Source organism: Roseateles sp. GW821-FHT09B06 (assembly GCF_059418245.1).
In genome coordinates this window covers 92509-116160 of sequence record NZ_JBWKPM010000006.1, presented here as the reverse complement: position 1 = coordinate 116160, position 23652 = coordinate 92509, and the positions used below count along the sequence as shown (strand labels likewise).

Genomic DNA, 23652 nt, shown 5'->3' with positions numbered 1-23652 from the left:
TATGCCGACGGCATGTGGTCCGGACTACCTGTCAGAGCTCACCGCACGCCCCTCACATCCCCTTGAACAAATGCGTGTAGCTGCGGCTGACTTCCAGCTTCTCGTTGTTGCCCTTGACGCCCACCAGCTGGCGGCCGCGGAAGTCGCGGGTGACGCCGGCGATGGCCTTGACGTTGACCAGGGTCGAGCGGTGGATCTGCCAGAAGATCGCCGGGTCCAACTCGTCCACCAGCTCCTTGATCGGCTTGCGGATCAGGGCCTCCAAGGTGGCGGTCTGCACCCGCGTGTACTTCTCGTCGCTGATGAAGAACAGCACATCGTCCACCGGGATCATCTGGATCGCCTGGCCCACGGTGGCCTGGATCCATTGCAGGTAGGCGGGCTTGCCGCCCGGGTTCAGCTGGGCCGAGAGCTTGTGCAGCAACTGCTGCAGCGGCGCGGCGCTCCGGGTGTCGGCCGCCGCCTCGTCGCCCTCCTGATGACGCTGGGCCAGCCGCTTCTTGATGCGCTGCACGGTCACCTGCAGGCGTTCGCGCTCGGCCGGCTTCAGCACATAGTCGGCCACGCCCTGCTCGAAGGCCTCGACCGCGTACTGGTCGTAGGCCGTGATGAAGACGATCTCGGGCACCAGCCATTCATCGTCATCGCTGTCGCCGGGCAACTGCGCGATCTGGCGCGCCGCGTCGACGCCGGTCAGCCCCGGCATGCGGATGTCCAGGAACACCAGGTCCGGCTTGTGCTCGCGCACCAGCTCGACGGCTTCCAGACCGTTCTTGGCCTCGGCCACGATGTCCAGCTCGGGCCAGACCTCGGTCAGGCGGCTGCGCAGCTGCTCGCGCATCAGGCGTTCGTCGTCGGCCAGCACGGCCCGGATGCGGGGGGTGTTCGTCGTGTCGCTCATGGGCGCAATGCTAGCCGCGCGTTCAGGGCCGGGCGGCCGGGGCGGCCTGGGGTTTGTCCCGAGGCTTGCGGCCGCGCAGCAGCAGCCACAGCACGAGGCCGAGCAGCAGCAGCGGCGACAGCAGCAGCCCGCCCAGGCTCAGCAGGGCCAGCAGGGCCAGGCCCAGCACGGCGGCGACGATCAGCAGCGGCAGGCCGAGCCCCAGCACCAGGGCCAGCGGCAGCACGACCAGCAGCACCAGCGTGACCAGCAGGCCGCCGAACATCAGGCCGCCCCAATGCGCGGCATGCAGCTCGTGCAGCGCCAGGTCTTCGCCGTTGATGCTGACGCTGAGCTCGGGGTGGGAGGCCAGCTCCTGCCAGACCGCGCAGCCGCCGGCCACCGCCAGCGCCGCCAGCAGCAGGCCGAAAGCCAGGATCCATTGGAAAAAGCGCTTCGTCTTCATGCGGCGACTCCTTGCTCCTCGTTGCGGCTGCGGTAGGGCACGGTGATCGTGACGACCGTGCCCGAGGGCTGGTTCTCGCTGACGGTGACGCCGGCCTTGGCTCCATACAGCAGCATCAGGCGTTCGCGGATATTGGCCAGGCCCACGCCGGTGCCGGCGGTGGCGGCGCGGCCGAAGCCCAGGCCGGTGTCGGCCACCGTGACGGCCAGCTTGCCGTGCACGATCTCGGCCTTGACGCTCAGCCGGCCGCCCTCGGCCTTGGGCTCCAGGCCATGCTTGATCGCGTTCTCCACCAGGCCCTGGATCATCATTTGCGGGAACTCGGCCGACAGCAGGCCGTCCGGCACCAGGATCTCGGTCTGCAGCCGCTCCTCCATGCGCACCTTCAGGATCTCCAGATAGGGGCGGATCACGGCCAGTTCGCGGCCCAGGTCGCGCCCGCCGTTGGCATTGGCCTCGCGCATCGTCGGCATCGAGGCGCGCAGCAACGCGATCAGGTTCTTCTGCATGGTCGATGCGCGCGGCGGGTCGGTCTCGATCAGGTGGTCGATCGAGGCCAGGGTGTTGAACAGGAAATGCGGCTCCACCTGGGCCTGCATCGCGGCCATCCGCGCCTCCACCACCTGGCGCTTCAGCGATTCGGCCTCGGCCGTCTCGGTCGCCTGGGCGGCCTTGACCTCGGCCTGGATGCGGCCCTTGTAGGTGATCTTGATGATGGCCGAGGCGATCACGATGAACACCGCCAGGTCGATCAGGAAATCGCCCAGGCGCACCACGCGCACCCGCACCCGGGGTTCGTCGTCCTCGCTGTCGTGGGCGTCGCGCAGGGCCTGCTCGGCGTCGTGCTTGGCCTGTTCGGCATCCGCCACGGCCTGCTGGGCGTCGCGGGCGGCCTGCTCGAGCGTCCGCTTGGCCTCGGCGATGGCCTCGCGCACCTCCTCGGGCTTGACCGAATCGGGCAGGCGGATCTCGATCGAGGGCAGGCGGCCGTCCACCCTGGCCTCGGCGGCGGATGCGGCCGAGGCCGCCTTGCCGATCTCGCGCGGGATCACGCGCACGCCGCGCTCGTCGATCGTCACCTCGTAGCGGATCCCCTCGCCGGAGGCCGGCTTGGCCGGTTCCGCAGGCTTGGCCGGCTTGACCGGCTTGGCGGGCCTGGCGCGCGGCTTGCGCGGCGCGACCTCCTCCACATGCTCGGTCAGGCGCCAGGTGAACGGGGGCAGGCTTTCCAGCACATTGGCGCCCACCAGCAGCAGCAGCGACAGCATCGCGAAGCGCTTCCAGGTGATGCCGACCAGCCAGTTGGCATAGGTGCGGAAGTACCGGATCAGGGTGGCGCTGAGGGTCTGCCAGCGGGCGTAGAGGGTGGGAGCAGGGGCGGCGGCGTTCATCGAGGGGACCTTTGAATGGTCCGGACTGTACGCAAGCCCCGCAGCGGCGCCACGGCCGCGCGATACGCTGCCTGGGGCGGGGGACAGGCTGCAGCGGCCGGCGATGGTCGGGGGCGCCGATCAAAGAGAAACGCCCCGGGGGGCGAGCCCCGGGGCGTCAAGTCGGCGAGGTGCCGGTGGCTGGAACCGAGGATTCAGTCCAGCGCCTGCACCACCAGAATCACCAGAAGCAGGATTGCGACTGCGAACTGAACGCTGCGTTGTTGAAACATGGAAGACCTCCCAATGCTGCAGTGCATCATAGGGTGTCTACCCATTATTGAGCCTCCCAAGATGTAGGTGGGGCGCTCGCTTTGTGAGGATGTGTAGCGGTCCGGCTTACTGGCGCACGGCCTCGACCTGGATCACCAGCTTGACGTTCTTGGGGAAGCCCCAGGCCAGGCCGTAATCGATGCCCCATTGGGTGCGGTCGATGGTGGTCTCGAAATCGCCGCCGCAGACCTCGCGCTTGAGCACCGGGCTCTCATAGCAGTTGAAGTTGCTGGCCTTCAGGGTGACCGGCTGGGTCTTGTCCTTCAGGGTCAGCTGGCCGCTGACTTCGCTGACCTTGTCGCCGTTGAAGACGAACTTGTTGCCGACGAACTTGGCGGTCGGGAACTTCTCGGCCGCGAAGAAATCGTCGCTCAGCAGATGCTTGTTCATCGGGGCCACGCCGGTGTTGACCGAGCCGATCTCGAAGCTGATCTCGACCTTGCCGGTCTTGGCGGACTTGTCCAGCGCCACGGTGCCTTCCTTCTTGTCGAAGCGGCCGCGGTTGGTCGAGGTGCCGAAGTGGCCGATCTCGTAGGTCACGAAGGTGTGGGTGGGGTCGATGGCGTAGCTGACGGTCTCGGCCTGGGCCAGCGAGCTCAGGGCCAGCACGGCGGCTGCGATCAGGGCTTTCTTCATGGGTTTTCCTTGTGGAGAGGGTTGGGGGAGAGAGGGGTCAGAGCGGGGCGATGCCCTTGAACACCAGCTTGAACTTCACTTGCACGTCGTTGGCCACCATCGAGGTGTCGGCCCATTCGCCATCGCCGATCTTGAATTCCAGGCGCTTGAGCACGAAGCCACCGCTTGCGGTGGACAGGCCGCCGGCCTGGGCCAGGGTGATCGGCACGCTGATGTCGCGGGTCTGGCCCTTGAGGGTCAGCTTGCCAGCCACGTCAAAGCGGCCGGGGCCGACGGCCTTGACGGCCGTGCTCTGGAACTGGGCCTGGGGCAGCTTCTTGCTGTCGAACCAGGGGGCCTTGGCCAGCTCGGTCTCCAGCTCGGGCGCACCCAGGCTGACGCTGGTCAGGTCGATCGTGAAGCCGACCTTGCCGGTCTCGGGCTTCTTGGGATCGAAGGCCAGCTGCGCGTCGAAGCGCTTGAAGTGGCCATCCACCGGCACGCCCATCTGGCGGCTGGTGAAGCTCAGTTCGCTCTGGGCCGGCTGCAGCTGAACCTGGGCCTGGACCGCGGAGGCTTGCAGGCCGGCGGCGAACAGCAGGGCGGTGGCGATGAAACGGCGCATGACGGTCAATCCTCGGGTGATGGATGAGAAGAGGGATTCAGGAGCGGCCGGGCAGCATGCGTGCCAGCAGGCCGTCGCGATCGATGAAATGGTGCTTCAGCGCCGCCGCCACATGGACCAGGACCAGCGCGCCCAGCCCATAGGCGAACCATTTGTGGGCCGCCTTCAGGGTTTCGGCCAGCGCCTTGTCGGGGGACACGAAGTCGGGCAGCGACAGCATGCCGAACCAGACGATCGGAAAACCGGCCGCCGAGCTGTAGGCCCAGCCGGCCAGGGGCACGGCAAAGAAGAAGACATAGAGCAGGCCGTGCACCCCTTGCGAGGCGCGTCGCTGCCAGGCCGGGGCCGGCAGCGCGGCCGGCGGGCGGTGGGCCAGGCGCCACAGCAGGCGCACCGCCGACAGGGCCAGGATCGTCACGCCGGCCCATTTGTGCCAGTTGTAGAGCTTGAGCCGGCCGATCGAGAAGGGCAGGTCCACCATGTACAGGCCGACGCCGAAGGCGCCGATGATGGCCAGCGCCAGCAGCCAGTGGAAGGCGATGGTGACGGTGTCATAGCGGGTGGCGGGAGTCGTGGCCTGCATGGTGGTCAATGTCTGGCAATGTGTCGTAGTGTGCATGTCCGCAAGGAGAGGGCGGTTCATGCCTCTTGAGTCTATTGTTCACGGAATTTGAATGCCCACGGTTCGGCCGGGCCCGTCACGCCGCGGTCATCCCGGCTGCCCAAGATCGGGCCCGGTTCAGTCCAAGGAGGAACGCATGGACCTGGTGGCCAAGATCGAAGCCCTGTTTGCCCGCCGTGGCGCCTGCCACTACGGGGAGGAGGGTGTCAGCGCCCTGGCGCATGCGCTGCAATGTGCGCAGTTGGCCGAATGGGCCCATGCGGACAGCAGCCTGGTGGCGGCGGCGCTGCTGCACGACCTGGGCCAGCTGATGGATGGCGGTCCGCAGGAAGCGTTGCGTGACGACCAGCACGAGCTGCGTGCATTGCCGCTGCTGGCCGGCGGCTTCGGGCCCGACGTGCTGGAGCCGATCCGCCTGCATGTGCAGGCCAAGCGCTACCTGGTCGCCACCGATCCGCGCTATGCGGCCGCGCTGTCGCCGGCCTCGCAACGCAGCCTGGCGCGGCAGGGCGGTCGCATGCGGCCCGAGGAGCAGCTGGTCTTCATGGCGCGCCCGCATGCCGCCGCCGCGCTGCAGCTGCGGCGCTGGGACGATCTGGCCAAGATCCCGGCCAAGCGCACCCCGCCGCTGGCCTATTACCTGGCGCTGCTGCGCGACGAGATCCTGTACGCACACCGGGCGCGACGCGTGGCGATCGCCTGAGCAGCGACGGCGCCGGCCTTCCCACTTGAGGGGGATGGTTGCGCCGCGGGAGCGCCCGGATACTGCCTGCTGATCGCTGCACCGCCTGGACCTCGGTGTGGCGGTCAAGGGGAGGAGTGCTGTGCCGGCCCGGCAAGTCCCGCAAGGGGCTTGTCGGGTCGGCATAGTCATTTCAGGGGGGTGCCAGGGGTGCAATTTGCGCCCATGCTTGATATAAGGGACGCAGCCCGGAAACCCGTCCGCTGCAGGAGGCGGGTCTGGTGCACGCCAAGGGAGGCGTCATGTTGCAGGACAGGTCCGCCGAGGCGCTGGACAGCGCCGCGTTGAATGTGCTGTTGGCCAGCGACATGCCGGTGGGGCTGGCGGTGCTGGACCGGCAACTGCGCTACCGCCACATCAACCGCGTCCTGGCCGAGGCCAACGGCGTCAGCGTGGCGGACCATCTGGGGCGCAGCGTGGCCGAGGTGCTGCCGGCGGCCGCAGATGCCCTGCTGCCCCTGCTGCACGAGGTGCTGGAGCAGGGTCGCGCCATGCACAACTTCCGCATCGAGGCCGAGGTGCCCAGCCTGCCCGGCGAACCCTCCGAATGGGAGGCCAGCTATCTGCCGATTCCGGGCGCCGACGGGCGCCCCGCCGGCGTGCTGGTGCAGGCGCTGAACCGCACGCGTGAGCGCCTCGCCCGCCAGGCCCAGATGCGCGGCGAGCAGCAGCTGCGCCGCGTGCTGGACAGCCTGTTCGTCTTTGTCGGCGTGCTCAGCCCCGACGGCATCCTGCTGGAGGCCAATCGCGCGCCGCTGGAGGCGGGCGGCGTCTCGCTGGAGCAGGTGCGCGGTCTGCCGCTATGGGAGACCTACTGGTGGAGCCATGACCCGGAGGAGCAGTTCTGGCTGCGCGAGGCGGTGCAGCGTGCCGCCGCCGGCGAGACGGTGCGCCGCGACGTGGTCGCCCGCATGATGGGCGACAGCCGCATGGCGGTGGACTTCATGCTGGCGCCGCTGCGCGACGAGCAGGGCCGCATCACCCACCTGATCCCCTCGGGCATCGACATCAGCGCGCGCCGCGCCAGCGAGCAGGCCCTGCTGGCCAGCGAGGAGCGCTTCCGCCGCGTTTTCGAGGGCGCGACCGTGGGCATGGGCCTGATCGACGCCGAGGGCCGCATCCTGCTGGCCAACGAGAGCATGGCGCGGATGTTCGGCTACACACGCATCCAGCTGGCCGGCATGCCGGTGCACCAGCTGGTGCCCGAGCGCCAGCGCGGCGGGCATGGCGCCCATGTGCGGCAGTTCATGCGCGAGCCGGCGCTGCGCTACATGGCCAAGCGCCAGGAGCTCTATGCGCTGCGCCGCGATGGCAGCGAGTTCGCGGTGGAGATCGGCCTGAATCCGCTGCCCGGCAGTGCCACCCAGCAGGTGCTGGCCACCATCAGCGATGTCTCGGAGCGCCGTGCCGCGCAGAACCAGATCGAGCGCGCGCTGGTCGAGAAGACGGTGCTCCTCAACGAGGTCCACCATCGCGTCAAGAACAATCTGCAGGTGATCTCCAGCCTGCTGAACCTGCAGTCGCGCAATGCCGTGCCCGCTGTGCAGACGGCGCTGCGCGACAGCCAGAGCCGGGTGCGTTCGATGGCGCTGATGCACCAGCTGCTGTTCGAGCGGCGCGACTTCAGCGGTCTGGAACTGGGGCCCTTCCTGCAGCGGCTGGGCGTGCTGTTGCGCGAGACCTATCTGGGCAGCATGGCCGCCGTCGAACTGCATATCGATGCGCCCGAGGAGGGCTGCCGGCTCGACCTGCAGCGCGCCGTGCCCTGCGGCCTGCTGGTCACCGAGCTGGTGACCAATGCCGTCAAGCATGCCTTCCCCGGCGGGCGCGCGGGTCAGATCCTGGTGCGGCTGTGGCCGGACCGGGGCGTGATCGAGGTGGCCGACGACGGCGTCGGCCTGCCCGCCGGGCTGGAGCCGGGCCAGGGACGCGGCCTGGGGCTGCAGCTGCTGCCGCTGCTGGCCGAGCAATGCCGCGCCCGCCTGGAGTTGGCGCGGCCCGCCCGCGGCACGCGGCTGCTGCTGCATCTGGAGCCGGAGACCCTACATGCTTGAATGCGCCGAACGGCCGTTGCGGGTGCAGATCGTCGAGGACGAGCGTATCGTCGCGCTGGACCTGCGCAGCGGGCTGGAGCAGCTGGGCTTCCTGGTGGTGGGTATCGCCGCCAACGAACCCGATGCGGTGCGCCTGGCCGAGCGCGAGATGCCCGACCTGGTGCTGATGGACATTCATCTGGACCAGGGCAGCGACGGCATCAGCGCGGCGCGCCAGATCCGCGAACGCCTGTCCGTGCCGGTGATCTTCCTGACCGCCTACGGCGAGCCCGAGATCCTGCAGCGCGCCGCCGCGGCCGCACCCTACGGCTACCTGCTCAAGCCCTTCGAGCTGCGCGAGCTCAATGCCACCGTGCGCATGGCGGTGGCGCGCCGCCACGAGGAACTCAAGACCGAGCAGGCCGAGCGCCGCCTGCTGTTGGCGCTGGAGGCGGCGCGGCTGGCCGTGCTGGAGCTGGACGAGAAGGCGGGGCGCCCTCTGCGCTGGAGCGGTCACGGCCTGGGCGGCGAGCTGGCGCCACTGGGCCAGACGCTCAGCCTGGACGAGCTGCAGCGGCGCCTGGAGCCGGCGGCGGTGCGGGCGCTGCAGGAGCTGATCGAGCATGGTCGGCCGGTGGACATGAACTGCCGTTGGCAGGCCGGCGACGCTGTGCCGCGCTGGTTGGAGATCCATGCGCGGCGCTTCGAGCGCGAGGGCCTGGTGATGGGCATGGTGCGCGACATCACCGACAAGATGGAGGGCGAGGCACGGCTGCGCCAGGCGCTGGTGGTGTTCAACGCCACCGACGAGGCCATCCTCTTCCTCGATGCCAACGAGCGCGTGCTGAGCGCCAACCCGGCCTTCACCCAGCTCACCGGCTGGAGCGAGTCCGAGGTGCGGGGCCGACGCCCCTTGAGCTTCCTGTATGCACGGCGCCAGGGCGACCGGCAGCAGCGCCCGCTGCAGGACGGCCGGCGCCAGGGCGAGGTGACCTGCCGGCGCCGCGACGGCCGCACCTTTCCGGCGCTGGAGCATCTGTGCGTGGTGCTCGACGCCGAGGGCCGCGCCAGCCACCATGTGCTGAGCTTCTCGGACATCAGCGAGGTCCGCGACACCCAGTTCAGGCTGCAGCACCTGGCCCTGCACGATGCGCTGACCGGTCTGGGCAACCGCCTGCAGCTTCAGGAGCGCCTGCATGCGCAGAGCGGCGAACGCCTGGCCCTGCTGTTTCTCGATCTGGACGGCTTCAAGACCATCAACGACACCCTGGGCCACGACCGCGGCGACGAGCTGCTGAAGGTGCTGGCGCGGCGCCTGCGCGCCCAGCTGCGCCGCGAGGACCTGGCCGTGCGCCTGGGCGGCGACGAGTTCGTCGTGCTGCTGCGCGAGCCGGGCCAGGTGCTCGACGTGCAGCGCCTGGCCGGCAAGCTGCTGGACGCGCTGGCCGCGCCGGTGCAACTGGCCGGCCAGCAGGTGCTGGTGACGGCCAGCATCGGCCTGGCCCTGTACCCGGAGCATGTCAACGATCCCGAGCAGCTGCTGAAGGCGGCCGACGCGGCGATGTATGTGGCCAAGGCGCGTGGCCGCAACCGCTGCGCGGTCTACGAGCTGGCGCAATCGGAGCTCGCCGGCGAGCAGCTGCGCATCGAGCAGGCGCTGCGCCAGGCCTTGCGGCGGCGCCAACTGAGCCTGCAATGGCAGCCGGTGGTGGACATGGAGAGCGGCGCCGTGCTGGGCGCCGAGGCCCTGCTGCGCTGGCAGCATCCGCAGCTGGGCCGGGTCTCGCCGGCGCGCTTCATTCCGGTGGCCGAGGCGCTGGGCCTGATCGTGCCGATCGGTGCCTGGGTGCTGGACCAGGCCTGCGCACAGGCGGCCGCCTGGACCCGGCAATGCCCGGCCTTCCATCTCGCGGTCAATGTCTCGATGCGCCAGTTCGAGCAGGATGACATCCCCGGGCGGGTGCGCACGGCGCTGGCGCGCCATGGGCTGGCGCCGCAATGCCTGGAGATCGAGGTGACCGAAAGCCTGTTCGGCAACGCCCAGGCGCTGCGGCCGATGCTGGACGAGCTGCGCGCCATGGGCGTGCGGATTGCGCTGGACGATTTCGGCACCGGCTACTCGTCGCTGGGCCAGCTCAAGACCCTGCCGCTGGACCGGCTCAAGATCGACCGCAGCTTCGTCTCCGAGCTGGACTCGGGCGGCCCCGGCCTGGCGATCGTGCAGACCATCGTCACGCTCGCGCGCAGCCTGGGCCTGGCGCTGACGGCCGAGGGCGTCGAGACCGAGGCGCAGCGCCACATCCTGCTGGGGCTGGGAGCGAGCAGCGCGCAGGGCTGGCTGTTCCACCCGGCCATGCCGGCGCCGGCCATGGAAGTGCTGCTGCCGCTGCCGGCGCCATGAGCGGCGTTCCGATGCCGGCGGCGGTGTTATGGTGCGCGCTTCGCGAGGCAAGCAGCCATAAAAACAAGGGCAAGGAGGCGCAGCGCATGCGGATTCTGATCGTCGACGACCAAGCCATGTTCCGGCAGGGCCTGCGCGTGCTGCTGCGGGCGCTGCGGCCCGAGGCCTGCTGCGAGGAGCGGGCGCAGCCGGCCGAGGCCGAGGCCGCGCTGGCACCCGATCTGCTGCTGCTGAACCTGCCGGTGCGGGGCGAGGATCGCCTGGCCGGCCTCGCCCTGCTGCGCCAGCGCTTTCCGCGCGTGCTGCTGGTGGCCCTGAGCGGCCTGCCCGATGCGGCGCTGCGGCGCGCGGCGCTGGCGGCCGGCGCCGACGACTTCCTGCCCGCCGACATGGACCCGGCGGCCAGCCTGGAGGCGCTGCAGCGCCTGCTGGAGCGGGTCGCGGCGCCGAATCACGCGGCCACGATCGGGAGCGCCGGCGATGGCCGCTGAGATCGCGCCCGAACAGGTCGGCGTCAACGAGGCGCTGCTGCAACTGCTGGCCAAGCAGGGCCGGCGCGTGCCCTATCCGGTCGGGCTGACCGCCGTATTGATCGCGGTGATGGCCGGCGACCGGGTCTCGCCCTGGTTCTCCGGTGTGTGGGTGAGCCTGGTGTTCGCGGTGCTCGGCTTGCGCTGGTGGCTGCTGGGGCGGCTGCCGGACATGGACGAGCAGCCGTTGCCGCGCCGGCTGCGCTGGGCCGAGGGCCTGAGCCTGCTCAACGGCCTGGTGTTCAGCGCCTCGCTGGGCTTCGCGCCCTATCTGTCGGACTACCAGCGCATGGTGCAGACCATCCTGCTGCTGGGCCTGTGCGCCGGCGCGGTGGCTACGACGGCGGGCAATGCGCGCGTGTTCCTGGCCTTCCTGATCCCGGTCTCGCTGGCCAACGGTCTGGCCTGGGTCAGCGGCGGCGCCAGCGTCCATCCGGTCGGCTGGGTGGACTGGGTGCTGGGCGGGCTGATCGCCGGCTTTGCCTGGATCCTGGCCAGCCTGGCGCGCGACACCTGGCGGGTGTTCGTCGAGTCGGTCGATATCCGTGCCCAGCAGCTGAAGAACAACCAGCAGCTGCGCCTGGCGCTGCAGCAGGCCGAATCGGCGATCCGCGCCAAGACGCGCTTCTTCGCCTCGGCCAGCCACGACCTGCGCCAGCCCATGCACACGCTGAGCCTGTTCGGCGCGGCGCTGACGATGCGGCCCCTTGACGAGCCCAGCGCCGAGATCGCCCGCAATATGAACATGGCGCTGCGCTCGCTGGCCTCGCAGATGGACGCGCTGCTGGACATCTCCAAGCTCGATGCCCAGGTGGTGGAGGTCGGCAACGAGGCCTTCTCGCTGTCGGGCTGGTTGACCCGGCTGCAGCAGGAATTCGTGCCGGCGGCGCTCAGCAAGGGCCTGCGCATCCACCTGGACTGCCCGCCGCAGGCCTGGGTGGAGAGCGATCCGGTGCTGCTGGAGCGGGTGGTGCGCAATCTGATCGACAACGCGATCAAGTACACCCAGAGCGGCGGCATCTACATCAGCGCGCAGCGCCAGGGCGAGCTCTGGCGCGTGGCGGTGCGCGACACCGGGGTCGGCATCGCCGACGAGGAAAAGGCGCGCGTCTTCGAGGAGTTCTACCAGATCGGCAACCCCGAGCGCGACCGCGCCAAGGGCCTGGGCCTGGGGCTGTCGATCGTCAGCCGCCTGGTGGACCTGCTGGACCTGCATCTGGAGATGGAGTCGCAATACGGGGTCGGGTCTTGCTTCAGCCTCAGCATCGCGGCCACCGAGTCGCGCCATGCGCCCGCGACGCTGGATGCCGGCGAGGGGCTGGGCCTGCCCAATCTGCGCGTGCTGGTGATCGACGACGAGGAGCCGGTGCGTCAGGCCATGCAGACCCTGCTGGAGAGCTATGGCTGCGAGGTGCTGCTGGCCGGCAGTACCCGCGAAGCCATGGTCAAGGGCCTGACGAAAACGCCCGACATCGTGCTGAGCGACCTGCGCCTGCGCGGCGCGGACGATGGCCTGGCCGCGATCCGTTCGCTGCGCTCGGCCCATCCCAGGCTGCCGGCCGTGCTGATCAGCGGCGATACGGCGCCCGAGCGCCTGCGCGAGGCCCATGCGGCCGGGCTGACCTTGCTGCACAAGCCGGTATCGGCGGAACAACTGGTGGCTGCCATCCGGGCAGCGATCGCGGAGCGAGGGAATGTCACACATGCGGTTCGGGGAGAAACCGGAACGGTCGGCTGAAGAGGACGCAGCGTCCAGGCGCCCGGCACAGGCCGCGCGCTGGCTGTCAGAGCCGCTGGAGAGCCTGCTCGCAGGAGCGGCCGCGCCGGGCGGGCTGGATTTCGACATCCTGATCGTCGGCAGCGGCTATGGCGGCGCGGCGGCGGCGGAGCATTTCTCGCGCTGCCGCGGCGAGGACGGGCAGGCGCTGCGCATCGCGGTGCTGGAGCGCGGCCGCGAGTACCTGGCCGGCGCCTTTCCCGAGCGCATGGCGGATCTGCCGGGCCATGTGCGCTTCGCCACCCCGGGCTCGGGCGCGGTGCGCGGCTATCGCGAGGCCCTGTTCGACTTCCGGGTCGGCGCCGACATGTGCGTCGCGCTGGCCAACGGCCTGGGCGGCGGCTCGCTGATCAATGCCGGGGTGATGGAGCCGGCCCGGCCCGAGGTCTTCGCAGGCGGTGCCTGGCCCGCCGGACTGCGGCGCGACCCCGGCCAGATGGGCGACTGGTACGCGCGCGCCGGCCGCGCGCTGGGCAGCCTGGACGCCGCGGGCCGGCCCAACACCATCGAGCGCCTGGACCCGTACCCGCCGCGCCGCGCCGAGTTCCTGCGCAAGCTCGACCCGGCGCTGGCGCGCACGGTGCCGATCACGGTGGCGCTGGACGAGCGGCCGGTCAGTCCGGCGGGCCTGGACCTGAAGCGCTGCATCGCCTGCGGCGACTGCGCGACCGGCTGCAACCATGGCGCCAAGGCCTCGCTGGACACCAATCTGCTGCTGCAGGCGCATCAGCGCGGCGTGCGCCTGATCACCGGCGCCACGGTGCTGCGGCTGGAGCGCGACGCGGCGCCCGGGCCGGAGGGCTGGTCCGTGCTGCTGCGCTATACCGACGAGCTGCTGCACGAGCGCGAGCCGACCCGGCCGTTGCGCCTGCGCGCGCGCCGCGTCGTGCTGGCCGCCGGCACCCTGGGCAGCAGCGAGATCCTGATGCGCTCCAAGGCCGCGGGCCTGGAGCTGTCCGACCGGCTGGGCCGGCAGTTCAGCGGCAACGGCGATGTGCTGGCGCTGGGCCTCGACGCCCGCGAGCCGCTGCGCGCGCTGGCCGACGAGGCGGTGGCGCCGGCCGCGCGCCAGGCCGGGCCGACGATCACCGCGATGCTGGATGCGCGCGCCGAGGGCGGCTTCGTCGTCCAGGACCTGGCCATTCCCGGCGGCCTGCGCTGGACCCTGGAGGAGGGCTTTGCGCTGGCCGAGTCGCTGGACGCGCTGGCCCGGCCGGACGACAGCGTGCATGCGGCCGGCGTCGAGTTCGAGGACCCGCTGAGCGTGCGCCCGCAGCGCGGCGCCCATCTGCTGCCGGTGGCCATCATGGGCCTGGACGGCGCGCAGGGCCGGCTGCGCCTGCCGGACGAGGATGAGGAGCCGGCCGAGCCCGGCAGCCTGTGGGTCGACTGGCCTTCGGCGCGCCAGGACCCCGAGGTGCAGCGCCGCCATGAATGGCTGGCGGCGCGTCTGCACCAGCAGGGCGCCCGGCTGCTGGCCAATCCGCTGTGGCGTCTGCTGCCGGCCGACATGGAGTTCCTGCTGGGCGACCAGCGCGGGCCCATGATCACCGTGCATCCGCTGGGCGGCTGCGCGATGGCCGACGATGCGGCGCATGGCGTGGTCGACGAATGGGGTCAGGTCTTCATCGGCCTGGCCGGCAATGCCGTGCATCCGGGCCTGGCGGTGCTGGACGGCTCCATCCTGCCCACGGCCCTGGGCATCAACCCGGCGCTGACCATCACGGCCCTGGCGCTGCGCGCGCTCGACACCCTGCAGCGCCACTGGGGCCTGCGCGACGCGCCCGACGCGGTCCTGCCCAAGCCCGGGCCGCGGCCGGTCTACCGCGAGCTCGACCCCGGCAGGGCCGAGCCGCAGCTGCCGACCCTGATCGAGGTCCGCGAGCGCCTGGGCGGTTTCGTGAGTCTGGACGGTGCGCCGCGCTATCTGGAACTGACCCTGGTTTACCGGCCGCTGCCGGTGCGCCAGCTGCTGCAGGCCGGGCCGCAGCGCCGGCTGGTCGGCGCGCCCGAGAGCCGGCTGCGCCTGTTCGAGGCCGCGCCGGATCCGGTCGCGCCGGGCCGCTGGATGGTGGTCAAGGCCGGCAGCGCGCGCGGCACCGGCAAGCTGTGGATGCATGCCGAGCGCGCCGATGCCGATGCGCTGTGGGTGGCGCCGCTCGAGCGCGCCGAGCTGGCTGTGTTCCATCGCGAGGCCTCCACGCCGCGCCGGCGCCGCTGCCGCGCGCTGAAGGCCTGGTTCCTGAACCGCGGCTGGCGCGACAGCTGGCAGTCGGCCATCGCCTACCTGAACGGCACAGAGGCCGCCAAGCCCGGCGCGCCCTCGGCCTGGCAGACCGTCAGGGCGCGCGCCCGCAATGCGCTGGCGCTGGCCACGCATGGCGGGCAGATTCGGCTGATGGAATACGACATCCGCGTCGGCATGGCCGCGGGGCCGCCCGGGACCCGCGGCCTGGCGGGGCTCGAGCTCCGGGGCCTGAAGCGCATCAGCTACACGCGGCGCGGCAACCCCTGGATGCAGCTCGGCCGCATGCGTCTGGAGAACGGGCCCTTCGAGGCCATCGACGGCGGCGGCCGGCCCGAGCTGGAGCTGGACCTGTTCTATCTGGAGCGCCAGCGCCAGCCGCTCTTGCGCATCACCCAGGCCCAGGACCTGCCCAGCGCGATCCGCGACCTGGGCTCGCTCGTGGCCTATCTGCTGCGCCTGCTGATCGACGTACACATCTGGACCTTCCGCAAGCCCGATGCCGCGCCGCCGCGCGAGATCAAGCGCCTGCCTGAAGGCCTGCCGGGCCTGCCGCCGCCCGAGATCCGCGAGATCGCGGTGGGCCGCTGGGGCGATGCCGGCGCCTCGCGCGAGCCGGTGGACCGCAAGCCGCGCGCGGATGACCAAGAGCCGGTGATGCTGCGCCTGACGCGCTACCGCGCGGCCGAGCGCTCGCATGGCCAGCCGCTCTTGATGATCCATGGCTACAGCGCCAGCGGCACCACTTTCGCCCATCATTCGGTGCAGCCCGGACCGGCCAAGCTGCTGTGGGACGCCGGTTTCGACATCTGGGTGCTGGACATGCGCACCAGCGCCGGCCTGCCCACCGCGAAGCTGCCCTGGACCTTCGAGGAATGCGCGCTGAACGACATCCCGGTGGCGGTGGACCATGTGCTGCGCGCCACCGGCCGCGCCAATGTCGACGTGCTGGCGCATTGCATGGGTTCGGTGATGCTGCACATGGCCCTCTTGCAGCCCCAGGCGCAGCGCTGCGAGCATTTCTTCCCGCTGCGCGAGAAGCTGATGAAGGAGCGGCGCATCCGCCGGCTGGTGATCTCGCAGGTCACGCCGAAGATGATCTATTCGCCAACCAACACGCTGCGCGCCTACCTGATGCAGTGGCTGCGACCCTATCTGCCGCTGGAGGACTACAGCTTCCGGCCGGGCGGGCCGCAGAGCGCGCCGTTGGGTCTGCTGGACCAGCTGATCGACCGCCTGCTGGCCAGCCTGCCCTACCCGGACGAGGAGTTCGACATCGAGAACCCGCCCTTCCCGAGCTTCCGCAAGACGCCCTGGACCGCGACGCGCCACCGCATGGACCTGCTCTACGGCCGCGACTTCGCGATCAGGAATGTCGACCAGCCGGTGTTCGACTTCATCGACGACCATTTCGGTCCGCTGAACATGGACACCGTGGCCCAGGCCGTGCACTTCGCGCGCCAGCACGAGATCAGCGACTGGCGCGGCGCCAGCCTGTATCTCGACGACATGGCCAAGAGCCTGGCCCAGCTGCAGGCCTTCCCGGTGCTTTCGGTGCATGGCCAGGACAACGGCCTGTGCCAGGCAGAGAGCGGCGCGCTGACCGCCGATCTCTATGAGCGCGTCGCGCCGGGCCGCTACAAGCATTTCGTCGTGCCCGGGCATGGCCACCAGGACTGCCTGATCGGCCGCAACCTGGCAACCGAGGTGTTTCCGCCCATCATCGCCTTCCTGCAGGAGGAGCTGCAATGACGCCGCCGGTGATGCCGGAGCTCTGTAGCGTCTTTCCGCCGCTGCACCGGGTCGAGCGCGCGCGCGCGGTCTGCCCGGAGACCGGCGCCGACCAGGTGCGCGTGCTGACCGCCTTGCGGCCCGAGCAGGGCTGGCCGCGCCTGTGGGCCTGGCTGCCGGTCCGGGAGGACGGCGCAGCGCTGCGGCCGCTGGCGGAGGACCAGCCGCTGGAGGGCCAGGTCTTGCTGCAGCCCTTCGAGCATGCGGCCTTCGGCGCGCCCGGCGACGCGTTGCGCGGCAGCGTGCCGGCCGAGCGCTTTCCGCCCGAGCGCGATGCGCAGGGGCGGCGCTGCGGCCTGCTGTGCCTGTTCGTCTATGCCGACCTGCGCGGCCAGCAGCGCGAGGGCGAACCCGGCGAGGCCGGCCTGGAGGCGGCGCTGCGCGCCGCGCTGGCGATGGGCTGGCTGGCGCTGCGCCATGCGCTCACGCCGCTGCCGCCCGAGGACGAGACGGCGCCAGGCGCCGACGGCGGCCTGAGTCTGGTGCTGGCGGCCTGCCAGTACCCGCCGCAGATGCTGGACATGAGCCTGGGTGCCGAGGCCGATCCCGCCAAGGCCGGCCCCGGGCAGGCCGCCCTGGCGCGCCTGGTGGCCTTCACGCGCGGCACGGCCGCCGGCCGCCAGGTCTCGCTGCTGTTGCTGGCCGGTGACCAGATCTATGCCGATTCGACGGGCGGTCTGGCCGACGGCCGCAACAGCGTTGACCGCTATGCGCGGCCCTACCAGCAGTTCAAGGCCGGTCTGCCGCGCCATCTGCCGCCGAGCCTGGCGCGCATCGTCCATGCGCCCGACGACCACGAGATCGAGGACAACTGGGAGCCCGTCGCCGACCCGGCTGCACCCGGTGGCCAGCGGCGCGGCCCACTGGTCGACGCGGCCCTGGCCGCGGCCTGGGCGGCGCGCTGGGAGGCCGGCGAGCGGGCGGGCGTGCTGGAGCATTTCTGGTACCGCTTCGACTGGCGCGGCGCGGCCTTCTTCGTCGGCGATGCGCGCACCGAGCGCCAGCCGCGCCATGCGGCGCGGCTGGCCGAGGCCCAGATGCTGAGCGCCGCCCAGCGGGCGGGCTTCGAGCAATGGCTGGCCGACGACAAGGCCGGCCGGCCGCGTTTCGTGCTGACCGGTTCGCTGCTGCTGCCGCGCCGCCGCGCCACGCGCGAGCATCCGGCCAGCGCCCTGCGTTCCGACGCTTGGGACGGCTATCCGGCCAGCCTGCACTGGCTGCTCGGCGCGCTGTGGGCGCGGCGTGCCGACAATGTAGTGTTCCTGTCCGGCGACGAGCACCGCTCGGGCTATGTCAGCGCCGAGATCCGGCGCGAAGGCGATGCTGACGGCGAGGGCGGCGATGTGGTGCGCCTGCTCAGCATCCACAGCTCGGGCCTCTACACGCCCTGGCCCTTTGCGGTCACCCGGCCGGCCGACCTTGCCGCGCCCGACAGCTTCAGCTTCCCCGGCCCGCAGGGCCAGGTCTTGCGCTGCACGGTCAGCGCCTGGACCGACTTCCCGGGCGACGGCTTCGCGCTGCTGCGCGCCGACCGTGGCGGCCGCGGCGGCCGGCTCAGGCTCTGGTTCGACCGGGCGGGGCGGGCGTTGCACGAGGCCGGCGGCGAGATCGGGGTGGACGATGCCGGCTGGCCGGCGCCGGACGGGGAGTTCTGGCTTGGCAGGGCTTGAGCGAAGGCGTTGGAAACCGCAAGACAGGGAGCGAGAGGGGCCGGTCCATGGTCTGCCATGAACGTTTGCGGCGATTTGCGAAGATCATGCGGTTCCGGCATCCAATCCAGGAGCAGCTGCATGGCTGAACCGCCCGCACCCAGTCCGGCCGGCTACTCGGGCACGCCGCTCGCGAGGAAGCTGGGCATCAAGGCCGCGAGCCGGCTGCTGCTGATCGATGCACCGCCCGGCTTCGCGGCGCTGCTGCGGCCGCTGCCCGAGGGCGTGACGTTCATGGACCAGGCCGGGCCGCAGGTCGACATCGCGCATGTCTTCGTGATGCATGAGGAATCACTGGCGGCACAGCTCGGCGCCTTGCGGGCCAGCCTGCGGCCCAATGCCATCCTGTGGATCTCCTGGCCCAAGAAGGCGGCCAGGCTGCCCACGACGGTCACGGAAGACCGGATCCGCGCGCTGGCCCTGCCGCTGGGCTGGGTCGATGTCAAGGTGTGCGCGATCGATGCGGTCTGGTCCGGGCTCCTGCTCGTCGTGCGCAAGGCGCTGCGCTGAGATGCGCAATGCTGCCGCCGGCGCCCTGGCCCTGCTGCTCGCGTCGGCCGGCCGCGCCATCGGCCAGGACGAGGACATGGCGCTGCGCAACTGGTTCGAGGACCCATTCCTGCAACTGACCGGCGCCGATGCCGCCACGGACTGCCCGCAGCCGGCCGGACCCTTTGTCACGCAGCGGGAGCGCATGCAGCAGTCGCACCGGCGCGCCGAGAAGGGCACGACGGCCTGGCTGGCGGGCGAGGCCGAGCGGCCCAGGGCCTATGCCTACGACGCGGAGATCGCGCAGGCGCTGGCGGCCGCGTTCCGGGACGCGGCGGCATCAGTGCGCTTCCCCGGCAGCGCGCTGTGGGCTACGGTGCAGGGCCGGGTGGTGTATATCGAGGGCTGCGTCGCTCGGGCCGGCGATGCCGCGGCGCTGGAAGCGCTGGCCCGGTCCCTGCCGCATGTCCAGCAGGCGATCGCCATCGTCCGCAGCACGCCGACGGGCTCCGTGCCCTATCGTGTCATGCCGCCGGCCCCGCCCGGCAGCGGCGCGCGCTGATCCGGCCGATGGCAATGCGCGCGCGACGGATCATCCTCACGGTACTGCTGCTGGCGGCGGCGCTGCTGGCCGCGACGCTCGGACTGGCAGGGCATGTGCTGAGCCGCCCGGTCTTGGGCGCGGTCGGCGCGCCGCCGCCGGGCCTGGCTGCGACCCCGATCCGGCTGCGCACGGCCGAGGGCCGGCCCGTCGGCGGCTGGCTGATCCGCGGGCGCCCGGGCGGCGGCGCCGTGCTGCTGCTGCATGCCTTGCGCGCCGACCGGCGCCAGATGCTGGGCCGTGCCGCGTTTCTGAGCCGGGCGGGCCATGCGGTGCTGCTGATCGATCTGCCGGGGCATGGCGAGAGCCCGGCCGATCGCATCACCTTCGGCGCCGACGAGGCGCAGGGCGTGCGGGCCGCGCTGGGCTTGCTGGCGCGCGAGCTGCCGGGCGAGCGGGTGGGGGTGATCGGGGTCTCGCTGGGCGCCGCCGCCCTTGTGCTGGCGCGCAACGATCCGGCGCCCAGCGCGGTGGTGCTTGAGGCCATGTACCCCACCATCGAGGACGCGGTGGCGGCCCGGCTGCGCCTGCACCTGGGGCCGCATCTGCAGGCGTGGGCCGCGCCGCTGGCGCCGCTGCTGCTGTGGCAGCTGCCGCTGGTCGCGGGCATCGCGCCGGAGCGGCTGCGGCCGATCGAGGCGCTGCCGGCGCTGCGCGCCCCGGTGCTGCTGGTCGCCGGCGCGCTGGACCGTCACACGCCGCTGGCGCAGACCCGACGCCTCTATGCCGCGGCCCGCGCTCCCAAGGCGCTGTGGGTGGTGGACGGGGCCGCGCATGTCGATCTGCACGAGTTCGACCGGACCGCCTACGAGGCGACGGTCGCCGCCTTCCTCGACCGGCATCTGCGGCCGGCCGCACAATGACGACGGACGAATGAGCGCTGCCCCATGGAGCCCGCCATGCCCGACATCAGTTTTCGCGTCGCCGAATGGGCGGACCGCCCCGTGCTGGCCCGCCTGCTGGAGCTGTACCAGTACGACCTGTCCGAGGTCTGGCCGCAGGACCTGAACTTGCATGGCGAGTACGGCTTTGCGCTCGACCGCTATCTGCGCAACCCGCGTCTGCGTGCCTACCTGTTCCTGGTGGACGGCAAGTACGCCGGCTTCGGCCTGGTGGATCCGGACGTGTCGCTGCCGGAGAACGAGTTCTGGATGGGGCAGTTCTTCGTGATGAAGCGCTACCGCCGCCTGGGCGTCGGCGCGCGGGCGGCGGTCCATATCTTCGAGCGGCACCGCGGCAAATGGGAGGTCGGCCAGATGCCGCTGAACCACGCGGCCCGGGCCTTCTGGCGCGCGGTGATCGGCCGCTACACGCAGGGTCGCTTCGTCGAGCACGAACTGCACGACGAGCGCTGGGACGGCCATCTGCAATGCTTCGACAACAGCCCGGAGCCGTCGGGCTGATGGCCGCCGCCACGATGGCCGGCATGACGGCCGGCGCGAAAATCGGCGCCAGGTGCCCCCGATCACCCGCGCTCCCCGAACGATGAACCCACCACCGATCGACGAACCACGGCCCGCCCTGCTGCGCCAGGCCCGGGCGGCCGACATTCCCGCCATCTGGCGCGTGCGCTACGCGGTGCAGGAGAACCGGCTCGCGCCGGGCAAGATCAGCGACGCGGAGGTGCGCGCCGAGATCGAGGACTCGGGCCGCGGCTGGGTCGTGGAGGCCGCCGACGGCGAGATCCTCGGCTTCGCGATCGGCAATGCGCAGTCGGGCAATATCTGGGCGCTGTTCGTGCTGCCCGAGGCCCAGGGGCGCGGCCATGGCACGCGGCTGCATGACGCGATGGTCGACTGGCTGTGGGCGCAGGGCCTGGAGCGCCTGTGGCTCACCACCGGCCCCGGCACCCGGGCCCAGCGCTTTTACGCGCGGCGCGGCTGGCGCGAGGTGGCGCGCACCGGCACGGGCGAGTTGCGGCTGGAGCTGCGCCGGCCCGGGCTAATATCGGCGCCTTCTAAGCCATGATGGAACACCAAGCGATGCGCAAGCTTCTTGCCTCCCTGCTGCTGGCCGCGGCGAGCGCGGCCTCCCTGGCCGCCACCGGCCCCTATGACGAGGCCGCCGACGCCCGGGCCGAGATCAAGGCCACGCTGACGGCCGCCCAGCAGGACAAGCGGCCGGTGCTGGTGGTGTTCGGTGCCAACTGGTGCGGCGACTGCAAGGTGCTGGACCTGGCCTTCAAGGAGGGCGCCGCCGCGCCGCTGATCGCCAGGCAGTTCAAGGTGGTCAAGGTCGATGTGGGCCGCTTCACGAAGAACACCGACATCGCCGAGGCCTATGGCATCGTGCTGAAGAAGGGCATCCCGGCGGTGGCCGTGCTGTCGGCCCAGGGGCAGCCGATCTATGCCACCCGCGCCGGCGAGCTGGCCGATGCGCGCAAGATGGGCGATCAGGGTATCTACGAGTTCTTCAGCAAGATGGTTGCCGGCAACGGCGCCTGAGATCGAAGAAGGAGAGGCACCGATGGACGGCAGACACAAGGTTGCGGGCATCGGCGGCGTGTTTTTCAAGGCGCGCGATGCTGCCGCGTTGCGCGACTGGTACCGCCGCCATCTGGGCATCGACGTGCAGCCCTGGGGTGGCTGCGCCTTCAGCAGCGGCGGCGGCGACACGACGGTCTGGAGCGTGATGGAGCAGGGCAATGCCTACTTCGACCCCAGCACCGCACCCTTCATGATCAATTACCGCGTCGCCGATCTGCACGGCCTGCTGGCCCAGCTGCGCGCCGAAGGCTGCGCGGTCGACGCCAAGGTCGATGAGTCGGAGTACGGCAAGTTCGGCTGGGTGATGGACCCCGAGGGCAACCGCATCGAGCTGTGGGAGCCGCCGGCCGGCTCCTGAGGCCCGCGGCGGATCAGGGCGCCCGCGAGCCCGGGAGCCGCTTCTCGAAGCAGCGGCTGGTCGGGTCGCCGACATGCTCGCCGAAGGGCGCGATCGGGCGGAAGCCGCAGCGCCGGTACAGCGCCATCGCCGGCTGCTGCCGGTAGCCGGTTTCCAGCACCAGGCGGCGATAGCCGATGGCCCGCGCCTCGGTCTCCAGTCGCGCGAGCAGGGCCCGGGCCACGCCCTGGCGGCGTGCGGCCTTCAGCACATACAGACGGCGCAGCTCCGCGCTCCGCCCGTCCAGCGGCCGGAACGCGCCGCAGCCGACCGCGCGGCCCGCCGCGTCCCGGGCCAGCAGGTAGAGCCCGCCCTGCGGCGTCGGGTCGTTGCCGGGCAGCGGCGCATCGGGCGCGAACAGCTCGGGGTAGAGCGCGCGCGCCTCCAGCGCCGCCGCCTGCAGCAGGGCCAGGGCCTCGGGACCCTGCGGGTCGGTGGGGGCGATGCGCAGCGGCAGCGGGGGCGTCATCGGGCCAGCATAGCCGGCCCGCACTCAGCACGGCCTGCTTACCACTTCATCTCGCCCTTGTTGACCTTGGCGCCGATGTCCAGCGCGATGCCCAGTCCGGCCTGCGGGTAGGCGGCCTTCAGCGTCTCGATCAGCGCGGCGGCATTGGCGGCGCGGGGCAGCTCGGCCTCGAAGCGCTGCAGATAGTCGCGGGTGTAGCGCAGCACCGAGGCGTCCTGGGCCGTGCCCGGCAGCATATGGCCGGGCACGACGACGGCCGGCCGCAGCGCCAGCTGCTCGTCCAGCCTGGCACGCCAGGCGGCGCGCTCGGCCGGGCTCTGCGTGTCGGCGGTCCACACATGCAGGCCGCCGAAGCTGTTGACGCCGCCGACCACGGCCTTGATCGACGGAATCCAGACATAGCTGCGATGCGCCAGCAGGGCGTCGTCCAGGCCGCGGATCTCCAGGGCCTGGCCTTCCAGCGTCAGCGTGTGGCCGGCCAGCGCCTCGGGCAGCAGCGGCCGGCGCGGCGCGTTGGCGCCGAGGCGCGGGCCCCAGACCTGCAGCTTGGTGGGCAGCAAGGCCTCGATCTTCTTCAAGGTGGGCGCGGCGGCGACGATGCGGGCCGCCGGGAACTCCTGCCTCAGCACCTCCAGGCCGAAGTAGTAGTCGGGGTCGGCGGCGGAGATGTAGATGCTCGTCAGGGTCCGGCCGCTGTCCAGCACCGCGGCGGCCACGCGCAGCGCATCGGCGCGGGTGAAGCCGGCGTCCAGCAGCAGCGCCTCCTTGGCGCCCAGCACCAGCACCGAGTTGACATGGAAGCTGGCCGGACCATGGTTGATCACCCTCAGCTCCAGCGGCGCGGCGGCGGCCTGCGTGGCGGCTTGGGAGGTTTGGGCGGTCTGGGCGCCGGCGCTGGCCAGCATGGCCAGACCCAGCGAGCTGGCGAGGCCGAGGCGGTGGAGGAGGCGGGGGAGGAGGCGGGGGAGGCCGGTCGTGGTGTTCATCATGCGGTCCTGTCTTGAGGGATGGCTTGTGGTGGACTGTATTTGCGCCGATTCATCCGATAAACAGCGGTTGTGCGACAGGTTT

At 71.2% G+C, this 23652-nt stretch carries 22 protein-coding genes; 14 read left to right on the top strand and 8 right to left on the bottom strand.

Features of this window, described 5'->3' with window-relative positions; all coding sequences use genetic code 11:
- Positions 1 to 52: 52 nt before the first annotated feature.
- The 6 genes from AC07OQ_RS07620 to AC07OQ_RS07595 form a co-directional block, all read right to left on the bottom strand.
- Entirely contained in the window at positions 53 to 901 is an 849-nt protein-coding gene (locus tag AC07OQ_RS07620) for a LytR/AlgR family response regulator transcription factor (protein WP_495052501.1), read from the bottom strand.
- A 22-nt stretch (positions 902 to 923) separates the two neighbouring features.
- Positions 924 to 1346 carry a hypothetical protein gene (locus tag AC07OQ_RS07615; RefSeq protein ID WP_495052500.1) on the bottom strand — a complete coding sequence of 141 codons (423 nt, stop codon included), beginning with the start codon at positions 1344 to 1346 and terminating at the stop codon, positions 924 to 926.
- The gene (locus AC07OQ_RS07610) at positions 1343 to 2737 is read right to left on the bottom strand and encodes a histidine kinase (RefSeq protein WP_495052499.1); all 1395 of its coding nucleotides are present in this window, start codon (positions 2735 to 2737) and stop codon (positions 1343 to 1345) included. The genes AC07OQ_RS07615 and AC07OQ_RS07610 overlap by 4 nt, the downstream gene beginning before the upstream one ends.
- 378 nt (positions 2738 to 3115) lie before the next feature.
- Positions 3116 to 3685, bottom strand: a complete 570-nt coding sequence (locus AC07OQ_RS07605; protein WP_495052498.1) for a YceI family protein — start codon at positions 3683 to 3685, stop codon at positions 3116 to 3118.
- Positions 3686 to 3722: 37 nt separating this feature from the next.
- Positions 3723 to 4289: a YceI family protein gene (locus AC07OQ_RS07600; RefSeq protein ID WP_495052497.1), complete on the bottom strand. Its 567-nt coding sequence runs from the start codon at positions 4287 to 4289 to the stop codon at positions 3723 to 3725.
- Between the two features lie 37 nt (positions 4290 to 4326).
- The gene (locus tag AC07OQ_RS07595; protein ID WP_495052496.1) at positions 4327 to 4908 is read right to left on the bottom strand and encodes a cytochrome b; all 582 of its coding nucleotides are present in this window, start codon (positions 4906 to 4908) and stop codon (positions 4327 to 4329) included.
- A 139-nt stretch (positions 4909 to 5047) separates the two neighbouring features.
- Here AC07OQ_RS07595 and AC07OQ_RS07590 point away from each other — a divergent pair, with 139 nt between their 5' ends.
- The 14 genes from AC07OQ_RS07590 (at position 5048) to AC07OQ_RS07525 (ending at position 22073) form a co-directional block, all read left to right on the top strand.
- Complete coding sequence (locus tag AC07OQ_RS07590; RefSeq protein ID WP_495052495.1) at positions 5048 to 5614, top strand: HD domain-containing protein; 567 nt, start codon at positions 5048 to 5050, stop codon at positions 5612 to 5614.
- A 281-nt stretch (positions 5615 to 5895) separates the two neighbouring features.
- Positions 5896 to 7707: a PAS domain-containing protein gene (locus tag AC07OQ_RS07585; protein WP_495052494.1), complete on the top strand. Its 1812-nt coding sequence runs from the start codon at positions 5896 to 5898 to the stop codon at positions 7705 to 7707.
- Positions 7700 to 10087, top strand: a complete 2388-nt coding sequence (locus tag AC07OQ_RS07580; RefSeq protein WP_495052493.1) for a two-component system response regulator — start codon at positions 7700 to 7702, stop codon at positions 10085 to 10087. The genes AC07OQ_RS07585 and AC07OQ_RS07580 overlap by 8 nt, the downstream gene beginning before the upstream one ends.
- 86 nt (positions 10088 to 10173) lie before the next feature.
- Entirely contained in the window at positions 10174 to 10578 is a 405-nt protein-coding gene (locus tag AC07OQ_RS07575; RefSeq protein ID WP_495052492.1) for a response regulator, read from the top strand.
- Positions 10568 to 12355 (top strand): ATP-binding response regulator, encoded by a 1788-nt coding sequence (locus AC07OQ_RS07570; protein WP_495052491.1) that lies wholly within the window; start codon positions 10568 to 10570, stop codon positions 12353 to 12355. The genes AC07OQ_RS07575 and AC07OQ_RS07570 overlap by 11 nt, the downstream gene beginning before the upstream one ends.
- Positions 12321 to 16391: a GMC oxidoreductase gene (locus tag AC07OQ_RS07565; protein ID WP_495052490.1), complete on the top strand. Its 4071-nt coding sequence runs from the start codon at positions 12321 to 12323 to the stop codon at positions 16389 to 16391. The genes AC07OQ_RS07570 and AC07OQ_RS07565 overlap by 35 nt, the downstream gene beginning before the upstream one ends.
- The gene (locus AC07OQ_RS07560; protein ID WP_495052489.1) at positions 16388 to 18100 is read left to right on the top strand and encodes an alkaline phosphatase D family protein; all 1713 of its coding nucleotides are present in this window, start codon (positions 16388 to 16390) and stop codon (positions 18098 to 18100) included. Before AC07OQ_RS07565 ends, AC07OQ_RS07560 begins: the two co-directional genes overlap by 4 nt.
- A gap of 120 nt (positions 18101 to 18220) precedes the next feature.
- Positions 18221 to 18649, top strand: coding sequence for a DUF3052 domain-containing protein (locus AC07OQ_RS07555; RefSeq protein WP_495052488.1), 429 nt, complete (start codon positions 18221 to 18223; stop codon positions 18647 to 18649).
- 1 nt (position 18650) lies between these two features.
- Positions 18651 to 19190, top strand: coding sequence for a BON domain-containing protein (locus tag AC07OQ_RS07550; RefSeq protein ID WP_495052487.1), 540 nt, complete (start codon positions 18651 to 18653; stop codon positions 19188 to 19190).
- A gap of 8 nt (positions 19191 to 19198) precedes the next feature.
- The gene (locus tag AC07OQ_RS07545; RefSeq protein WP_495052486.1) at positions 19199 to 20092 is read left to right on the top strand and encodes an alpha/beta hydrolase; all 894 of its coding nucleotides are present in this window, start codon (positions 19199 to 19201) and stop codon (positions 20090 to 20092) included.
- 36 nt (positions 20093 to 20128) lie between these two features.
- Complete coding sequence (locus AC07OQ_RS07540) at positions 20129 to 20632, top strand: GNAT family N-acetyltransferase (RefSeq protein WP_495052485.1); 504 nt, start codon at positions 20129 to 20131, stop codon at positions 20630 to 20632.
- An 82-nt stretch (positions 20633 to 20714) separates the two neighbouring features.
- Positions 20715 to 21197, top strand: coding sequence for a GNAT family N-acetyltransferase (locus tag AC07OQ_RS07535; RefSeq protein WP_495052484.1), 483 nt, complete (start codon positions 20715 to 20717; stop codon positions 21195 to 21197).
- Between the two features lie 14 nt (positions 21198 to 21211).
- On the top strand, positions 21212 to 21673 hold the full coding sequence (locus AC07OQ_RS07530) for a thioredoxin family protein (RefSeq protein WP_495052483.1): 462 nt from the start codon (positions 21212 to 21214) through the stop codon (positions 21671 to 21673).
- Positions 21674 to 21695: 22 nt separating this feature from the next.
- A complete protein-coding gene (locus tag AC07OQ_RS07525; RefSeq protein ID WP_495052482.1) occupies positions 21696 to 22073 on the top strand; it encodes a VOC family protein in 378 nt (125 codons plus the stop codon).
- A gap of 13 nt (positions 22074 to 22086) precedes the next feature.
- Here AC07OQ_RS07525 and AC07OQ_RS07520 read toward each other — a convergent pair whose 3' ends face one another.
- Both AC07OQ_RS07520 and AC07OQ_RS07515 read right to left on the bottom strand, forming a co-directional pair.
- On the bottom strand, positions 22087 to 22581 hold the full coding sequence (locus tag AC07OQ_RS07520; protein ID WP_495052481.1) for a GNAT family N-acetyltransferase: 495 nt from the start codon (positions 22579 to 22581) through the stop codon (positions 22087 to 22089).
- A gap of 38 nt (positions 22582 to 22619) precedes the next feature.
- Positions 22620 to 23486: an MBL fold metallo-hydrolase gene (locus tag AC07OQ_RS07515; RefSeq protein WP_495052605.1), complete on the bottom strand. Its 867-nt coding sequence runs from the start codon at positions 23484 to 23486 to the stop codon at positions 22620 to 22622.
- Positions 23487 to 23652: the final 166 nt, after the last annotated feature.

What these genes read in the sequence shown, in the direction of transcription:
- AC07OQ_RS07620 (WP_495052501.1), bottom strand. Translation starts at nt 901, where the DNA reads ATGAGCGACACGACGAACACCCCCCGCATCCGGGCCGTGCTGGCCGAC.
- AC07OQ_RS07615 (WP_495052500.1), bottom strand. Translation starts at nt 1,346, where the DNA reads ATGAAGACGAAGCGCTTTTTCCAATGGATCCTGGCTTTCGGCCTGCTG.
- AC07OQ_RS07610 (WP_495052499.1), bottom strand. Translation starts at nt 2,737, where the DNA reads ATGAACGCCGCCGCCCCTGCTCCCACCCTCTACGCCCGCTGGCAGACC.
- AC07OQ_RS07605 (WP_495052498.1), bottom strand. Translation starts at nt 3,685, where the DNA reads ATGAAGAAAGCCCTGATCGCAGCCGCCGTGCTGGCCCTGAGCTCGCTG.
- AC07OQ_RS07600 (WP_495052497.1), bottom strand. Translation starts at nt 4,289, where the DNA reads ATGCGCCGTTTCATCGCCACCGCCCTGCTGTTCGCCGCCGGCCTGCAA.
- AC07OQ_RS07595 (WP_495052496.1), bottom strand. Translation starts at nt 4,908, where the DNA reads ATGCACACTACGACACATTGCCAGACATTGACCACCATGCAGGCCACG.
- AC07OQ_RS07590 (WP_495052495.1), top strand. Translation starts at nt 5,048, where the DNA reads ATGGACCTGGTGGCCAAGATCGAAGCCCTGTTTGCCCGCCGTGGCGCC.
- AC07OQ_RS07585 (WP_495052494.1), top strand. Translation starts at nt 5,896, where the DNA reads ATGTTGCAGGACAGGTCCGCCGAGGCGCTGGACAGCGCCGCGTTGAAT.
- AC07OQ_RS07580 (WP_495052493.1), top strand. Translation starts at nt 7,700, where the DNA reads ATGCTTGAATGCGCCGAACGGCCGTTGCGGGTGCAGATCGTCGAGGAC.
- AC07OQ_RS07575 (WP_495052492.1), top strand. Translation starts at nt 10,174, where the DNA reads ATGCGGATTCTGATCGTCGACGACCAAGCCATGTTCCGGCAGGGCCTG.
- AC07OQ_RS07570 (WP_495052491.1), top strand. Translation starts at nt 10,568, where the DNA reads ATGGCCGCTGAGATCGCGCCCGAACAGGTCGGCGTCAACGAGGCGCTG.
- AC07OQ_RS07565 (WP_495052490.1), top strand. Translation starts at nt 12,321, where the DNA reads ATGCGGTTCGGGGAGAAACCGGAACGGTCGGCTGAAGAGGACGCAGCG.
- AC07OQ_RS07560 (WP_495052489.1), top strand. Translation starts at nt 16,388, where the DNA reads ATGACGCCGCCGGTGATGCCGGAGCTCTGTAGCGTCTTTCCGCCGCTG.
- AC07OQ_RS07555 (WP_495052488.1), top strand. Translation starts at nt 18,221, where the DNA reads ATGGCTGAACCGCCCGCACCCAGTCCGGCCGGCTACTCGGGCACGCCG.
- AC07OQ_RS07550 (WP_495052487.1), top strand. Translation starts at nt 18,651, where the DNA reads ATGCGCAATGCTGCCGCCGGCGCCCTGGCCCTGCTGCTCGCGTCGGCC.
- AC07OQ_RS07545 (WP_495052486.1), top strand. Translation starts at nt 19,199, where the DNA reads ATGGCAATGCGCGCGCGACGGATCATCCTCACGGTACTGCTGCTGGCG.
- AC07OQ_RS07540 (WP_495052485.1), top strand. Translation starts at nt 20,129, where the DNA reads ATGCCCGACATCAGTTTTCGCGTCGCCGAATGGGCGGACCGCCCCGTG.
- AC07OQ_RS07535 (WP_495052484.1), top strand. Translation starts at nt 20,715, where the DNA reads ATGAACCCACCACCGATCGACGAACCACGGCCCGCCCTGCTGCGCCAG.
- AC07OQ_RS07530 (WP_495052483.1), top strand. Translation starts at nt 21,212, where the DNA reads ATGCGCAAGCTTCTTGCCTCCCTGCTGCTGGCCGCGGCGAGCGCGGCC.
- AC07OQ_RS07525 (WP_495052482.1), top strand. Translation starts at nt 21,696, where the DNA reads ATGGACGGCAGACACAAGGTTGCGGGCATCGGCGGCGTGTTTTTCAAG.
- AC07OQ_RS07520 (WP_495052481.1), bottom strand. Translation starts at nt 22,581, where the DNA reads ATGACGCCCCCGCTGCCGCTGCGCATCGCCCCCACCGACCCGCAGGGT.
- AC07OQ_RS07515 (WP_495052605.1), bottom strand. Translation starts at nt 23,486, where the DNA reads ATGCTGGCCAGCGCCGGCGCCCAGACCGCCCAAACCTCCCAAGCCGCC.